Raw genomic sequence first — 13428 nt, forward strand, 5'->3', positions numbered from 1 at the left:
TTAACATCTCCCCACCAGCTGAGGAGGGCGTGAAAGCGGGCACCGATACGAAAACCCGGGGCTCCGGGCGCATTGGCGGCGTATTGACGACGAATGCCGATCGCCCTACGTTCAGCACATGTGAATTAGTATTCACGAGGAGAACAACCTACCGGCGAGATTGCTGAAGAGGAGAGGCAGTGGCTGACCAGTACGAGGACATCCGTTACGAGGTCGAAGGACGCGCGGCGATCGTGACCATCAACCGTCCCCACCGCTACAACGCGTTCCGCGGCAAGACCGTCGAGGAACTTATCAAGGCATTCCGTAGCGCCTGGGCGGACAGTGGGGTACAAGCCATCGTCCTCACGGGGGCGGGGGAGAAAGCCTTCTGCACTGGCGGCGACGTCAAGCAACGCGCCGAAACCGGCGACTACGGGCCAACCGAGAGCGGCATGTTCGAGATTGGCAACCTGCACAAGCTCATTCGCGACGTACCGAAACCCGTCATCGCCGCGGTCAATGGACTCGCCATCGGCGGTGGGCACGTGCTGCACGTGCTTTGCGATCTCACCATCGCCGCAGACACCGCCAAGTTCGGCCAGGCCGGACCCCGTGTAGGTTCCTTCGATGCCGGCTTCGGGTCAGCCTTCCTTGCACGGGTCGTCGGCGAGAAGCGCGCCCGAGAGATGTGGTACCTGTGCCGCCAAGTCGACGCGGACACCGCCGAACGGTGGGGCCTGGTGAACTGGGTGGTCCCTGCAGGCGAACTGATGGATGAAGCCAGGGTGGTGGCTGCGGAGATCGCCGAAAAGAGTCCGACCGCCATTCGCTTCCTCAAGCAATCGTTCAACGCCGACACCGATCATCAGGCGGGCCTCAGCAACCTTGCCATGTCCGCGCTCGATCTGTATTCGCACACGCCCGAGGGGTTGGAGGGCGCGACGGCCTTCGCCGAGAAGCGCAGTCCTGACTTCGCCAAGTACGCCAAGGCATGAGGGCGCGGACATGACAGACAACATCGTCGTCGTCACCGGAGCTGGATCCGGAATCGGCAAGGCCGCCGCGCTAGCGTTTGCGCGGCAAGGCGACAAGGTGGTCGCAGCCGACCTCGATCTGGACGCCGCAAACCGCACGGCGGAATGCCTCCCCGAATCGATATTCGCGATGTCGGTAGATATCGCGGACCGCGCGACGGTCGATCAGCTTCGCCTTCAGGTGCATTCCGACGTCGGTGTCCCGAACGTCCTGGTGAATGCTGCGGGATGGGATCGAACCGATGGATTCCTGAACGCCAGCACGGAATTCGCCGAGCGGGTGGTGGGCATCAACTACCTAGGCCCCGTGCACATGTGTAGCGCATTTCTGCCGGGGATGATCGAGGCGGGAAACGGCGGCTGGGTGGTCAACGTCGCCAGCGACGCTGGGCGGGTAGGTAGTTCCGGGGAAAGCATCTATGCCGGTGCCAAGGGCGGCGTCATCGCGCTGACCAAGTCTCTTGCTCGCGAGATGGCCAGGCATGGGATCAACGTCAACTGCGTGTGCCCAGGTCCTACCGACACTCCGTTGTTTCATGCTCAGGCCGAGAGGCTGCAAGAAGCCTTGATCAAGGCGATACCGTTCCGGCGGCTGGCGCGCCCCGAGGAGGTGGCTGCGCCGATTGTCTTCTTTGCCTCTGAGGCTGCGTCATTCATCACCGGTCAGGTGATCAGCGTAAGCGGAGGCCTGACTATGGCGGGCTGAACGAGCCCGCGTCAGCTGGCGGCGATGGTCAACGTACGAGGTTTCCTGGCTTTCCATCTTGATATCGCCGGCGGACGACCAGCTTTGGCAAGGGCATACCGTTGGCGCTGGGTACACCTCGGAGGACTTGCAGTTTCAGCGGCTCGTCCGTGACTTCGTTCGGGACAGGATCACCCCGAACCACGAAAGCTGCGAGCTGGGGTCTGCCTGGACCTGTCGATGTACGGCGGCCCAGAGCGTAATCGACTATCGCTATCTGGGCACCGTCGTCGAAGACACCTGAGCGAGCCTGAGGCGGCTAGCGTGAGGCCTCGGGGTTACGCTGGTCACTACCCGTCAGCGGGCAAGGGCGTTGAACCCTTCCCAGGCCTGGCGGCGGGTGGCGTGGGGATCGTTCTCCACGCGTGAGGTCTGGTCGAAGACCATTACCGCACGGGAGTCGTGGGTGTAAGACGGCCAGCCCTTTCCTGGGACTCCGTGGCCGGCGAACGCAACCCATCGGCCTTGCATGTCGTCGCTCACGCGCACGGCCGACCGGTGGTCGGATCCGGCGCTGAGAAGCCGTCCGAAATGCGTGCGGTAGACGTCAAATACGGCAAGAAGCTCCGTCGCATGGGTTGCACCCAGGCCTGACCACTGCAATGTCCGGGGGGCGTAGTCGTAGCGATACAGGTAGGTAGGGGCGTACCGACCGTGGGATTCGGCGATCTGCCACAGTGCCGAGCCGAAAGCGAAGTCGCCTCCTAGTTGGATACAGGCTGCCGGGGCCGGATACTCGGGATAGGCGGACGTAATACGTTGGCGGTCAGTGGGTTCGGCCCCCGCTAGTAGATGCTCGATCTTCGCTCGGTCCGTTGGAAGAAGTTTGAGAAACCGGGTGAATAAACGGCCCTCGTCCGCATTCGTGCCTACGATGAGTGGCACGCGGTGCGCCTTACCGTCCAACATGGCTTGAATGGGATCGAGCGGGAGATAGTCGGTTCCCGAGGTGGATCCCACAGGGTAACCGCCCGCCAAGTCCGCAGCACTCACGGCGATCAAGCGATCGAATGCCTTCACCAGCTCGGCTGGACGTGCCTTCAACAATAGGCGCGCGGCGTCCTTCTTGGAGGCGCCGAAAGTGGATGCGAACTTGACGGCAAACTCCGTTGCCAACTCCTTCGAACGGAACAGTCCGCCCGCTGGGCTTTGTGAAATAGCCTGTGCAAAAAGGCCTTTGGCCGCTGGCACAGCCATCAATGTGGCGACAGCGTGCGCTCCTGCGCTCTCCCCGAATATCGTCACGTTATCGGGATCGCCGCCAAATGCCGCGATGTTCTCGCTCACCCATGTGAGCGCTGATACCAGGTCGCGCAGGTACAGGTTGTCGTCGATGCGGATGTCGTCGGTAGACAGTGACGACAGGTCGACAGCACCCAATGCGCCCAGGCGGTAATTCGCCGATACGTACACGCAACCTCTGCGGGCGAGGGACGCTCCGTCATAGATCGGCGTTGCGGAACTGCCCAGGAAGTAAGCGCCGCCGTGAATGAAGAACATCACTGGCAAAGGCCGGTCGAAGTCGCCTTCAGGTGCAACGACATTGACGGTAAGGCAGTCCTCGCTCGTAGGCTGGAATCTGCCCGGGCCGAGGATCGTGTATCGGCGCGGCTGTGGAGCGCAGTAGCGGAATCGGTAACAGGGTCGTATTCCGGCCCATGGTTCGACACGCTGGGGGGCTTTGAACCGCAATGCGCCGACCGGCGGCTTCGCATAGGGGATGGAGCGCCAACGGGTGACTCCGTCGCGCGTGAAACCTTCGATGGCGCCCGAGGCGATGTTCGTGCTGACCGTCCTGGCTGCCATTTCTCGACAATAGCGAACAGGTATTCACTTCGGTGGGGAAATGATTCGAGGGGCAACCCTAGCCGGCTTCGCGCTTGGCCATCTGTGATCACTCGACGGTTGCGTGGGGCGGTGGGTGGCTCGCTTAATCAGAAGAGCTTGCGCGCCAGCTTCCACGCCCTATCCGTGTACGGCGGGTAGATGATGGCGGTCAGATCGGGTCGGGTGGGCTTGGTCAGCACCGACTTGCGGTGGCTGAACTCCTCGAACCCGAATCTGCCGTGGTACGCACCCATCCCTGAGGGGCCAACGCCGCCGAATGGCAGCTTTGTAGTGGTGAACTGGAACAGCAGATGATTCACCAGCATTCCGCCTGCCGACACTTCCTTGATCACGCGCTCGCGGACAGCCTTGCCTTTGGTGAACAGGTAGGCCGCCAGCGGTTTGGGCCGGGAGTTTACGAATTCGATTGCCTGGTCCAGAGATTGGACGGTGACGATCGGCAGGATCGGTCCGAAGATCTCATCGATCATCAGTGGCTCGTCCACTGCAGGGTCCACGACGACGGTGGGCTCGATCTCGACGGCAGCAGCGTTCGAGCCCCCGCCGACGGCAACCGTTCCCTTGGTGGCCGCCAGTGCCGCGGTCAGCCTGTCGAAGTGGCGTTCGTTGACGATGCGCTTACCGGTACTACCCGCCTCGAAGCTGACGACGGCTTCGCCGATCCTGCGGACCAGTTCGTCGCGAATGGAGGCATCGGCCAGCACGTAGTCGGGCGCGATGCAGATTTGACCGGAGTTGATCAGCTTGGTCCAGGCGATACGTTTGGCGGCTACGGCAATGTCGGCGTCCGCTGCGACGATGACGGGGCTCTTGCCGCCCAATTCGAGCGTGACCGGCGTGAGGTGTGTCGCTGCCCCTTCGTAGACCTTGCGCCCGATCTCGGTGCCGCCTGTGAAGCACAGTTTGTCGAAGCCTTGCGCGATGAGTTCCTGGCTCACCGTGGCGTCCCCTTCGACGACGGTGATGGCGGTCGGGTCGAGGTATCGCGGCACCAGATCGGCCATGAGCGCCGACGACGCTGGCGACACCTCGGACGGTTTGAGGACGACGGTGTTTCCCGCGGCGATAGCGCCCACCGCGGGACCCAACGTCAGCGCGAAGGGGAAGTTCCACGCACCGATGACGAGCACCGTGCCGAACGGCTCGTACTCAATCCAGGCGCGGCCGGGCAACTGCGCCATCTCCAATAGTCGATGCTTGCGCTTGGTCCACTTCGCGACGTTCTTCGCGGCATCCGCGGCTTCACCTGCAGGGCTGGCGATGTCGGCCAACCACGCCTCGAACGGCTTCCGACCAAGATCCTGGTCCAGTGCTGCCGCGATGGCGGGTTCGTTGTCGACGATGAGCCGGTGCAACCCCTCCAGCTGGCGTTTCCGCCATGCCACGTCGCGGGTGCGGCCGGTGGCAAACGTCTTGCGGAGCCTGGCGACGATCGTCGGAATGTCCGCGGCGTCGACGGACGGGGTGGGTGGGGAAGTCGCTTCTGCGGTCATGGGGGTCCTTCCTGACCCGGTGGATATCACGATGTTAACCAGCAGTCCGGTCCGTGGCCACAGATTCGCCGAGCTCAGTGGCTGCGGCTACCCGACCTCTGGCCAGATAGTGAACCGTCCGTAACCGGTCAACCGATCGAACGCACTGAGGTGCCGCGTCATGACACTGGCGGCACTCCCAACGCTCGAGTGAAGCCGTCAGGAATCAAGATGTCGTCCGGCGCGAGATCACGGGTCGACGCCTTGCCGAGGCCCATCAACGCCGAGTCGATTCCGCTGCGCAGGATGTCGAGGACGTTCTCGACGCCCGACTGTCCCTCGGCCGCCAGCCCCCACAGGTAAGCGCGGCCGATCATGACAGCACGGGCGCCAAGTGCGATCGCCTTGACGACGTCGCTGCCTCGGCGGATGCCGCCGTCCAACAAGACCTCGACGTCGCTTCCGACTGCGTCGGCGATCGCGGGGAGCGCGCGGACGGCCGCTGGTGTCCCGTCCAGGTTGTTGCCGCCGTGGTTGGACACGGAGATTGCCGAAACGCCAATGTCTACAGCACGTTTGGCGTCATCGACGCGGATGATGCCCTTCATCATGAACGGCCCACCCCAGAGTTCGCGCAGCCATGCCATGTCCTCCCACGTGGGAGGCGGAGTGCCCATCCATTCGCCGTAGACGCCGAAGAATGGTGGACCGAGCTCACCCTTGGGGCCCTGGTTGGGAACCCGCAGGTTGGGCGGGCTGACGGTCTTGCCAAAGCTCCAGAGCCAGCGCGGTTTCGTCAGCACCTCGGGAGCCAACCTGAGCATGGTCTTGAGATCCATCTGTTCAGGGATCTTGGGGCTGCCCCAGTCACGACCGTGGGAGAAGCTCCAGTCGGTCGTCACGATCAGCCCCACGGCCCCTGCATCCTTGGCGCGCTGCACGCGTTGGGCGATCGCGTCGCGGCCACCGAGCCAGTACACCTGGAAGAACAGTTTGTCGTTGGCGGCGATGACGTCTTCGATCGGCTTGCTAGCGAACGATGACAGGCCCATCGCCGTACCGCGCGCGGCGGCCGCCCTGGCCACCGCAACCTCCCCGTCGGGGTGGACGGCTTGTACGCCGGTGGGCGATATGAGCACCGGCAGCGCGATGTCCTGCCCCATAACCGTCGTCGCCAAATCGCGCTTCTCCAGCGCTCCGATGACATGCGGTGCGAAGCCGAGCTCACTGAATGACTCGACGTTGTCGGTGACGGTCACACCCTTCTCGCTCGCCGAGATCAGCGAGGAGTAGACGGACTTCGGCAGCCGCTTCTTCGCCCTCTGCTGGGCGATGGTGACCGTTTCGAACCACGTGTCGCGAGCCACGATCAAACAGGACTTTCGTTGCAGTAGCGAATAGGCGTTGTTGCCGGGGTGAGTACGGTGGGTGGACGCAGCGACAGAGTCAGTGCCACCGGGGCTACCTGCTTGCGGGGAGCGCTGCGCGAGTGATCCCCACAGGGGCGGGGTTTTTGCCGTACTGCGGCCAGTGCGCTCTCGCCGTGGCCGACGACACACTCCGGGTCGGGTCCGTCAAGTGGCAGACCGGTGAAGAACTTGGCGGCCATGCAACCGCCTCGGCAGGCATCGAAGTGACCGCAGCCATCGCAAGCGCCAGCCGATTGTGGCTCGCGCAGCTCGCGGAACAGCGGCGCATACTTCCACACCGCGTCGAACCCGCCGTCGGACAACACATTTCCAGCCAGGAATCGGTCGTGGATGGCAAACGGGCAGGCGTAGACGTCACCGATGGGGTCAATGAGACAAACCACTCGCCCGGCGCCGCACAGGTTCAGTCCGGCCAGCGCGCCAGGAGCACCCAGGCCCGACAGGTGGAAGAAACTATCGCCGGTGAGAACGCCCTCGCCATGAGCGACCAGCCAATCGTAGAGCTGCACCTGCTGATCGGAGGTGGGGTGCAACTCGTCCCACACGTCGGCGCCGCGACCCGACGGGCGCAGACGGGTGATGCGCAGCGTCGCCCCGTACGTGTCGGCGAGTAACTTGAAGTCGTCGAGCTGACCGACGTTGTGACGGGTGACGACGACGGAGATCTTGGCATCCTGGAAGCCCTCGGCAGCCAGGTTGTCCAAGGCCTTGATCGCCATCGCGAACGAGCCCTTACCGCGCACGGCGTCGTTGACCTCGGCGGTCGCACCGTCCAAGGAAATCTGCACGTCGACGTAGTCGCTGGCGGCGAGCTTGGCTGCGATCTTTCGGTCGATCCGCACGCCGTTGGTCGAGAACTTCACGCCCACATGATGTTCCGTGGCGTAGTCGACCAGCTCCCAGAAGTCGGGACGCACCGTCGGCTCGCCGCCGCCGATGTTGACGTAGAACACTTGCATGCGTTCGAGCTCGTCGATGATGTCCTTGCACTGCTGAGTGGAAAGCTCGCGAGGATCGCGCCTGCCGGAGGCTGACAGACAATGCACGCACGCCAGGTTGCACGCGTAGGTGAGCTCCCAAGTAAGGCATATTGGTGCGTCGAGCCCCTTTTCGAACTGCTCGATCAGACGGGGAACCGGTGCGACCGTTGTCATGCATCACCTTCAGGGACGAGAATATTGGAGTCGATGAGCACACCAAGGGCGTGTAAGTACGGCGCTTCCTGAGTGGCATCTATTGCAGCTGCCCGGCAGGCGGACCGAAGGTCGGGATACTCACCCAGAGATTGGACGATTGCGACGATGGTGCGGTTCTTGAGGAACGACAGCTTTCGTGTCCCGAAGTGGTAGAGCAGCGCTCCAAACGGTTCGGGTCGAACGGCGACCTGCGGATGTAGCCGCCAGGCTCCGACGAGATCCTGTGCGGGCGACGTCACTGTCAGTAGACCCCGCACATCCCGTCGATCGACACCGCCTCGACAAGGGTCTCGGTAACCAGCTCGGTCTCGGGCTGCGCGTCGTCGTCCATCTGAAACTCCCTGGTGTGATGAAGGTCTCCACTGTGGTCGTCAAAGCGACACTATGGCAGCGGGTGGTGAAACGGAAGAGCGATTCGAAATTGAGTTCAAAAATGCCCGGAGGGCCTCACGTCTACTCGACGGTCCGACCGGGCGACCACGTCCGGTTGCCTAGGGAGTCGCTGGAATGGCTCAGCGCCGCGCTAGTCGAAACTCCCTGGGGGAGAGGCCGGTCCATCGTTTGAAGGCGTGCGAAAAGTTGGTCGGATCACCGTATCCGAGCTCCGTGGCTATTTGACTCGCCGACATCGATCGAGTGAGTAGTAGCAACACGGCACTCTCACGCAGACATGACTCGCGCAACTCGCGAAATGTGGTCCCCTCTTCGGCGAGGCGCCGCTTGAGCGTGCTCGTCGACACGGAGAGCTCGTCGGCGACCGACTGGCTACTGCGCTGCCTCGGATTCTTCTCCAGAAGCTGTCTCACCTTGGCGGAATACGATGTGCCCCCGCTGCGCTGGTCGAGACTCCGGGTGAGGTCGACGATGGCGAGACGGTAGGCGACGGGATCCGAGAACCGGCACACCTCGCCGAGGGTCTCCGCGGGAATACGGAGGTAGGACATTGGAGCGTCGAACAATAGACGTCCGGCTAGCGACAGGTTGTCCTCGTGCTCGGCCATGACGACGGGTGCTGGCCAACCGATGTGAAGCGTGATGGTTCGCGCGTCGTCGACGAGCATGTCCAGCAGCCGCAACAACACCGACCCGCAGTAGGTGACGGCCAGGGCGTCTAGAGCCGGATCGCTCGTGTGGCCGGTGAGCCCAACGGTGAGGCCTCGGTCACTTTGGCGAAAGTGTGGACTAACGGCGGTGGTAATCAATGGTAGAAAATCGAGCAGTTTCATGATTTCGGCCACCGATCCTGCGCTGACCAGTGGAAAGCTCAACGGGCCGAAGGACGTCAACTGCGCCTGGCCGGCGAACGCGAATCCGAGCAGAGTTGCCTGGTTTACGTCGAGACCGGGGTAGACCTCTTGAAACCACCGCAGCGGAGCCTGAAGGCCATGCTTAACCAGCGTCGAGTCGTCTACCTCTTCACGCGCCATGATGCGGCGGAGGCGCCCTACGGCTGGTAGGTCTAGGGCCTTGCTCTCGAGCAGTTGAACGAACGCCAGTGGAGGTACGCCCACATCATCGACCCTCAATGCCGCGGCCTCCCTGAGCCAAATTCACAAGCTTATGACTCCACCGAGCATAGCCCCGACGCGCATTCCCGGTCACAGTTGTAGTGACGTGGAACACTCGCGGACAACGTATCAGGAGTTAACTATGGCAGTCGTCACGTTCGTCTCCCACGACGGAGACAAGCACGAGGCACCTCTCGAGGAGGGCCAGTCACTGATGCAGGTCGCCACCAACAATGCAATACCCGGCATCGATGGCGACTGCGGCGGCGAGGCCGCGTGTGGCACCTGCCACGTCGTCGTCGATCCGCAGTGGTCCGAGCAGGTGGGTCTATCCGGCCCAGCCGAAGAGGAAATGCTAGCGATGAACCCCGAGCGTCAGCCGACCTCCCGGTTGTCCTGCCAGATGCCGGTTTCCGAGGAGTGGGACGGCTTGATCGTCCAGACGCCTGAATTCCAGATGTGATCAGAAAGTGAAGGTGAACCGATGAGTATCTCAAAAGCAATCACCGACAAGGTTCAGTCGACCGTCCCGATCGACCGGCAAATTCAAGGCGCTCACCTGTACGACAAGGCGAGGCGTTGGGTGACCCGGACCAACGGGAAGAAGATCTTCACCGAGGCTCCCATCCCGCCGGTGGAGGATGTCGATCTGCTCGACATCGACATGAGCAATCCGTTCCTCTACCGCCAGGGACTTTGGCAGTCGTATTTCGAGCGTTTGCGCAACGAAGCCCCGATTCACTTCCAGCCCACCAGCCCATTTGGTCCATTCTGGTCCGTCACCCGGCATGCCGACATCGTGGCGGTCGACAAGAACCACGAACTGTTCTCCGCGGAGCCGTTCATCATCATCGGGAGGCCGCCTCGCTTCATGGATCTGGCGATGTTCATCGCGATGGATCCGCCGGAACACGATAGGCAGCGGGCGGCCGTCCAAGGGGTGGTCGCGCCGAAGAACCTGCGAGAGATGGAGGGACTGATCCGCTCGCGCGTTCAAGAAGTGCTGGATGGCCTGCCAGTGAATCAGCCGTTCGACTGGGTGCACACCGTCTCGGTCGAATTGACCGCTCGGATGCTTGCGACGCTGTTGGACTTCCCCTACGAGCAGCGCCGAAAGCTCGTCTACTGGTCAGATCTCGCAACATCGATGGAGCAGGCCAACGGCGGGCCCTCGGATAATGACGAGGTGTTCGAGGGCATGCGCGACATGGCGCAGGGCCTGAGTGCGCTATGGCACGACAAGGCCGCTCGAACGGCGGCCGGGGAGGAACCCGGCTTCGACTTGATCACCATGTTGCAGAGCAACGACAGCACGAAGGATCTGCTCAGCCGCCGGCCGTTGGAGTTCCTCGGCAACCTGGTGTTGCTGATCGTCGGAGGTAACGACACGACACGGAACTCGATGAGCGGTGGCGTTCTCGCTCTGAACCAGTTCCCCGACCAGTTCGAGAAGTTGAAGGCGAATCCCGACCTGATTCCCAACATGGTCTCGGAGGTCATCCGCTGGCAAACCCCGCTGGCATACATGCGTCGGATCGCCAAGGCCGACACCGTGTTGAACGGGCAGTTCATCCGCAAGGGCGACAAGCTGGTGATGTGGTACGCCTCGGGCAACCGTGACGAACGCATCTTCGATCGGCCGGATGATCTGATCATCGACCGGGCCAACGCTCGCAACCACATCTCCTTCGGCTTCGGTGTGCACCGATGCATGGGCAACCGCTTGGCCGAGTTGCAATTGCGGATTCTGTGGGAGGAGTTGTTGACGCGCTTCGATGACATCCAGGTCGTCGGTGAGCCCGAGTACGTGCAGTCCAACTTCGTGAGGGGCATCAGCAAAATGATGGTCCGCCTCACGCCGAAATCCGACACGTGACGCCGGAGCGGGCGGTCATCGTCGGGGCCAGCCATGCCGGGGCTCAACTCGTGGCGAGCCTGCGACAGGAGGGGTGGACCGGCGAAATCGTTCTCATCGGCAACGAGTCGGCCCTGCCCTACCAACGCCCTCCGCTGTCGAAGGCTTACTTGGCGGACAAGTGCGCACCCGGTGATCTCGCCATCCGCAAGGCCGACTTCTACGCGAAACAGAGCATCGAACTGGTCGATGCGACGGTGGAAGCGATCGACCGCACGGCTGGTCGTGTCGCACTGAGTACTGGTGATTCACTTCGCTACGACAAGCTCGCGCTGTGTACCGGCGCCCGGCCTCGCCGGCTCTCAACCCCTGGGGCCGATCTGGACGGGGTGTACTACTTGCGGACCGCCGCAGACGTCGAGCTGATTCGAGAGGCCACCAGTCCTGGGCGCCGGGCCGTAATCGTCGGCGGCGGCTACATCGGTCTCGAGACTGCGGCTTCACTGCGTGCCCTGGGTCTGGAGGTCACCGTGCTCGAGGCGGCGGAGCGGGTTCTCGAACGGGTCACCGCCCCGGACGTATCGGCGTTCTTCGACCGGATCCACCGGGAGGAGAATGTCGATATCCGGACGGGTGCGCTGGTCGAGGGGTTGTCTGGCGACGGCAGCGTGCGCGAAGTAATCCTCGCCGGTGGGGAGACGATTCAAGCGGACCTCGTCATCGTCGGCATCGGCGTGGAGCCGAACGTCGAACTCGCTGCTGCCGCCGGTCTCGCTGTCGACAACGGTGTCGTGATCGACGACCAGACTCGGACCACCGACCCGGACATCGTTGCAGCAGGCGACTGCGCGAGCCACGACATGGCCCGTTACGGCCGTCGTATTCGCCTGGAGTCGGTAGCGAGTGCTGGCGAGCAGGCCAAGGTCGGCGCCGCCACCATGTGCGGGAAGTCGAAGAAGATTGCGGCTCTCCCCTGGTTCTGGTCGGATCAGTACGACCTCAAACTGCAGATCGCAGGCCTCAACACCGGATACGACGAAGTCGTGCTTAGCGGCGATCCGGCCAGGGATCGCGATTTCACGTGCTTCTATCTCCGTGCCGGCGAGCTCGTTGCCGCTGACTGTGTCAACCGCCCCCGTGACTTCGTGTTCAGCAAGCGCGCGATCACGCAGCAGATCCCCGTCGACCGCGCCGAGCTCTTGCTTGCGGGCTCTGCAAAAGAATGACGGTGCCGTCAGCCAGCCCGGTGTAGCGGAATATCACGTTCGCTGCCAAGGCGGCAACGCGGGCGAGCAGGTCGAGCAGGTCGAGCAGGAATGGATCTTGTTGGCTGTAAAACGTTTTTGCAATCGAATGGTGGGCCAGTGTTGGAATCAAGAGTCGTCGCCGCTCGGGAAACCGGACTCGTGAAGCGGCACCTCGAGGTGGGAGGCGGTGCATTTGCGCCTTCTGTTGCCAGCCTGCGCCTTCCCGTCTCAGCCATCGGGACAGCGTCCTCGGGCGGCAGTGATGATGCCGCTTCTGCGTCAGCGGTGGCCAGGCGGGCCGTACACGGGAGCGATCGTGGAACGGCGTTCCTGGTGAGCGTAATCATTCGCCATGTCTCGGCCGCAGTGAGCGAACGGCGCAAGGTTTGGTTCGTCGACGACGAGGATGGCGAAGACCCCTTCGGTGTTGGCATCGCCCGGAATGGGTCGCCGAGCGATCACCCGTTGCTTGCTATTCCCACGCGTCCTGGGGTTCGGCGACGACCCGAGTCGCACTGGCCACGGCTAATGGTGTCGAGCCCTCGGTTGCAGAGGCGAGCATCGAGAAAATGGAAAGTGACTGCCCATTCACACACTGCTATGGTGAACGTCACAACCAGAGCCTGATCAGCCGTTTGGAATTTCTTGGTGGCTACTACGAGGTGGAGGTCGATGATGGCGGTTTTCAAGGACGACAACGAGGTTTACGCCTTCATGGGTGGGATCTTTCGGCTGGGCTTAGAGAAGGAGGGGTTGGGCGACAAGCTGGCGGGTTCTGGCGTGGTGTTGCGGGTGCATTACACCGACCCGGATGCGGTGGTCACGGTGGACATGCCCAACCGAGTGGTGGAGACGGGGGCCGATAGCGCTGCCGTGCCCAACGTGGAGCTGTTCATGTCGGCCGACACCGGGAACAAATTCTGGTTGGGGAAGGTGAACCTGACGTTGGCGATGGCGAAGGGGACGGTGCGGGCGAAGGGGCCGGTGCCGAAGTTGATCAAATTGATTCCCCAGGCGAAGAATCTATTTCCCGAGTACCGGTCGATGCTGCAGACTCAGGATCGGCAGGACCTCATCGATGCGTGACCGTCGCCTGAGCATCGGTCCTCGG

General features: G+C 62.7%; 13 protein-coding genes. 6 read left to right on the forward strand and 7 right to left on the reverse strand.

Annotation, left to right across the window (positions count from 1 at the left end; translation table 11 throughout):
• The first annotated feature begins 179 nt into the window (after positions 1 to 179).
• Positions 180 to 977, forward strand: coding sequence for an enoyl-CoA hydratase-related protein (locus tag NM203_RS03330; RefSeq protein WP_255058184.1), 798 nt, complete (start codon positions 180 to 182; stop codon positions 975 to 977).
• A 10-nt stretch (positions 978 to 987) separates the two neighbouring features.
• Positions 988 to 1722 (forward strand): SDR family NAD(P)-dependent oxidoreductase, encoded by a 735-nt coding sequence (locus NM203_RS03335; RefSeq protein WP_255058185.1) that lies wholly within the window; start codon positions 988 to 990, stop codon positions 1720 to 1722.
• 336 nt (positions 1723 to 2058) lie between these two features.
• Here NM203_RS03335 and NM203_RS03340 read toward each other — a convergent pair whose 3' ends face one another.
• The 7 genes from NM203_RS03340 to NM203_RS03370 all read right to left on the reverse strand — a co-directional run bounded on the left by NM203_RS03340 (position 2059) and on the right by NM203_RS03370 (position 9233).
• Positions 2059 to 3567 carry a carboxylesterase/lipase family protein gene (locus tag NM203_RS03340; protein WP_255058186.1) on the reverse strand — a complete coding sequence of 503 codons (1509 nt, stop codon included), beginning with the start codon at positions 3565 to 3567 and terminating at the stop codon, positions 2059 to 2061.
• 128 nt (positions 3568 to 3695) lie between these two features.
• Entirely contained in the window at positions 3696 to 5102 is a 1407-nt protein-coding gene (locus NM203_RS03345; protein WP_255058188.1) for an aldehyde dehydrogenase family protein, read from the reverse strand.
• Between the two features lie 158 nt (positions 5103 to 5260).
• Positions 5261 to 6448: a pre-mycofactocin synthase MftD gene (gene mftD / locus NM203_RS03350; RefSeq protein WP_255058190.1), complete on the reverse strand. Its 1188-nt coding sequence runs from the start codon at positions 6446 to 6448 to the stop codon at positions 5261 to 5263.
• A gap of 2 nt (positions 6449 to 6450) precedes the next feature.
• Positions 6451 to 7665 (reverse strand): mycofactocin radical SAM maturase, encoded by a 1215-nt coding sequence (mftC, locus tag NM203_RS03355; RefSeq protein ID WP_255058191.1) that lies wholly within the window; start codon positions 7663 to 7665, stop codon positions 6451 to 6453.
• A complete protein-coding gene (gene mftB / locus NM203_RS03360) occupies positions 7662 to 7946 on the reverse strand; it encodes a mycofactocin biosynthesis chaperone MftB (RefSeq protein ID WP_408633286.1) in 285 nt (94 codons plus the stop codon). The genes mftC and mftB overlap by 4 nt, the downstream gene beginning before the upstream one ends.
• Positions 7947 to 7948: 2 nt before the next feature.
• Positions 7949 to 8038, reverse strand: a complete 90-nt coding sequence (mftA, locus tag NM203_RS03365) for a mycofactocin precursor MftA (protein ID WP_255058193.1) — start codon at positions 8036 to 8038, stop codon at positions 7949 to 7951.
• 181 nt (positions 8039 to 8219) lie between these two features.
• On the reverse strand, positions 8220 to 9233 hold the full coding sequence (locus NM203_RS03370; protein WP_255058194.1) for a helix-turn-helix domain-containing protein: 1014 nt from the start codon (positions 9231 to 9233) through the stop codon (positions 8220 to 8222).
• Positions 9234 to 9357: 124 nt separating this feature from the next.
• On the opposite strand from NM203_RS03370, the gene NM203_RS03375 reads away from it, so the two are divergent.
• The 4 genes from NM203_RS03375 to NM203_RS03390 all read left to right on the forward strand — a co-directional run bounded on the left by NM203_RS03375 (position 9358) and on the right by NM203_RS03390 (position 13403).
• A complete protein-coding gene (locus tag NM203_RS03375; RefSeq protein WP_255058195.1) occupies positions 9358 to 9678 on the forward strand; it encodes a 2Fe-2S iron-sulfur cluster-binding protein in 321 nt (106 codons plus the stop codon).
• A gap of 21 nt (positions 9679 to 9699) precedes the next feature.
• Entirely contained in the window at positions 9700 to 11091 is a 1392-nt protein-coding gene (locus NM203_RS03380) for a cytochrome P450 (protein ID WP_255058196.1), read from the forward strand.
• On the forward strand, positions 11088 to 12296 hold the full coding sequence (locus NM203_RS03385; protein ID WP_255058197.1) for an NAD(P)/FAD-dependent oxidoreductase: 1209 nt from the start codon (positions 11088 to 11090) through the stop codon (positions 12294 to 12296). Before NM203_RS03380 ends, NM203_RS03385 begins: the two co-directional genes overlap by 4 nt.
• A 696-nt stretch (positions 12297 to 12992) precedes the next feature.
• Positions 12993 to 13403 carry an SCP2 sterol-binding domain-containing protein gene (locus tag NM203_RS03390; RefSeq protein WP_255058313.1) on the forward strand — a complete coding sequence of 137 codons (411 nt, stop codon included), beginning with the start codon at positions 12993 to 12995 and terminating at the stop codon, positions 13401 to 13403.
• Positions 13404 to 13428 lie beyond the last annotated feature (25 nt).

It is taken from the genome of Mycolicibacterium arenosum, assembly GCF_024320865.1.
In the GTDB taxonomy this organism is placed as follows: domain Bacteria; phylum Actinomycetota; class Actinomycetes; order Mycobacteriales; family Mycobacteriaceae; genus Mycobacterium; species Mycobacterium arenosum.